The 1,896-nt window shown below is 67.0% G+C and carries 3 protein-coding genes and 1 pseudogene; 1 reads left to right on the top strand and 3 read right to left on the bottom strand.

Annotated features, from left to right (window positions below):
* A partial coding sequence (locus tag ACWD3C_RS46910; RefSeq protein ID WP_451154679.1) for a transposase occupies nt 1-402 on the top strand: 402 nt, incomplete at its 5' end.
* A 334-nt stretch (nt 403-736) separates the two neighbouring features.
* On the opposite strand, the gene ACWD3C_RS46915 is transcribed toward ACWD3C_RS46910, so the two are convergent.
* The 3 genes and pseudogenes from ACWD3C_RS46915 to ACWD3C_RS46925 form a co-directional block, all read right to left on the bottom strand.
* Nucleotides 737-958 carry a helix-turn-helix domain-containing protein gene (locus tag ACWD3C_RS46915; protein WP_451154693.1) on the bottom strand — a complete coding sequence of 74 codons (222 nt, stop codon included), beginning with the start codon at nt 956-958 and terminating at the stop codon, nt 737-739.
* A 9-nt stretch (nt 959-967) separates the two neighbouring features.
* Nucleotides 968-1,365: pseudogene (locus tag ACWD3C_RS46920) on the bottom strand (recombinase family protein); the annotation flags it as partial.
* Between the two features lie 46 nt (nt 1,366-1,411).
* Nucleotides 1,412-1,896: tetratricopeptide repeat protein (locus ACWD3C_RS46925; RefSeq protein WP_451154681.1), on the bottom strand; the 485-nt coding region annotated here is incomplete at its 5' end.

Consider the following 1,896-nt stretch of genomic DNA (forward strand, 5'->3'; position numbering starts at 1 on the left):
CGGCAGTCGGCATCGGGCGGAGGCTTCGGCAAGTCCGCCTTCACCATCAACTGGCAGGCCAAACACGCACTTTGCCCGACCGGCGCCACCAGCAGGTATTGGACGGAGGGTGTGGACAACAACGGCCGGGACGCGATCCGCATCCGCTTCGCGACCGCCACCTGCGCGCCCTGCCCGGTGCGCGATCAGTGCACCAGATCCACCCAGTACGGGCGGCAGCTGACTGTCCGGCCTCAGGAACAGGACGCGGTGTTGGAACGCGTCCGAGCGGAGCAGTCCACCGACGAGTGGAAGGACCGCTACGCGGCCCGCGCCGGCGTGGAAGGCACCATCCACCGTGCGACACGAAGGCGCACGATACGAGTGAACACACCGAGTGGAGGTTCGACGTTGAAGGTGTAGTTCCGGACCAGTGTCCAGGGTCTGTCCCCACCCTGACGTGCGTCGCGGGTAACTGCGGGGTGCGGAGCTCAGGGGGTCAAGCCCAAGGGTGCCCATGCCATCTGGGGACCACAGGTGAAGGGGAAGGCTGGACGGGCGAACGATGAGTGAACCCCTGGTTGATGTCTCGTCAGGTATCAGCTCCGGATGATGGATCGCTCTGCCGGAGTCCAGGAACCGGCCGTTGAGAGGCGGCAAGCGGCGACTGTAAGAGGTGAGTTGCAGTCGTAGAAGGGGGCCCGGTAGTTTCCGCGGAAAAACCAACAGAGTGGCCTCTGAACTGCGGTGATGCGCGCTACGCGGTTCCCTCGGGCTGGCTGGGAACCTTGCTGAGGTGACGGTAGATGGTGGGGCGGGCGACGCCGAATTCGTTGGCGATCTGCTGGACGGTGTAGTCGCCGGAGTCGTACATCTCGCGGGCGAGTTTGACCTGGCGGGGGCCGAGTTTGGGTTTCTGGCCACCGGTACGGCCGCGGGCGCGGGCGGCGGCCAGGCCGTCCCTGGTGCGTTCGGACATCAGGGCGTGCTCGAACTCGGCGATGGCGCCGAGGATCTGGAAGAACATGCGGCCGAGGGCGGTTGAGGTGTCGATCCCCTGGTCCAGGACGACCAGGTCCACGCCGCGTGCCTGAAGTTCTTTGGAGAGCTCGATGAGGTTCTCCAGGGAGCGGCCGAGCCGGTCGAGCTTGGTGACCACGAGTTGGTCGCCTTCGCGGGCGACGAGGAGGGCCTTGTCGAGTTCGGGCGGCGTGCGAGCTTGCCGGACGCCTTGTCGGTGAAGACCTTCTCGCAGCCGGCCACCCGGAGAGCATCCTCCTGGGCTTCGGGGTGCTGATCGCGTGTACTGACGCGGGCGATGCCGATTCTCATCGCCAGAATGTATCGCGAAGGAGGGTGAGCGTTACATAGGCGCGTACACGGCATGCGTGACAGCCGCGACCTGCGGGAACGCAGAGGTGATCTTGGTGTCTCATGAACGATCGTTACCCGACGCCCTGGATGCCCTCTGCGCCTCCTTCCGCCAGTGGGCGAGGTTGTGTCGAATAACCCGCAAGTGAGGATGGTCCTCGCCCAGCGCCCGCACCATGTGCTCCAGCAGTTGCTCGGTCACGGTGACAGCCCCGGCCGCATCCCCCGCCTCCCCCCGCCAGTGGGCGAAGCTGCCCCAAGCGGCAAATGTAGCGGGATGGTCCTCACCCATGAGTCGACGGCGAGCAACACAAAGTTGCTCGTAGGCCTGCGCGGCTCCGGCCGCATCCCCCGCCCGCCCCCGCATGGTGGCGAGGTTGCTCCGGGTGGTGAGGGTGTCGGGGGCGTCGGGGCCCAGCACCCGCACCATGTGCTCCAGCAGCTCGGCGAAGGCCTGCGCGGCTCCGGCCGCATCCCCCGCCCGCCCCCGCATGGTGGCGAGGTTGCTCCGGGTGGTGAGGGTGTCGGGGGCGTCGGGGCCCAGCA

The organism is Streptomyces sp. NPDC002845 (genome assembly GCF_053591955.1).

Bases quoted from the DNA above. Each gene is read 5' to 3' on its own strand.
- ACWD3C_RS46915 (WP_451154693.1), bottom strand. From the start codon at position 958: ATGTCCGAACGCACCAGGGACGGCCTGGCCGCCGCCCGCGCCCGCGGC.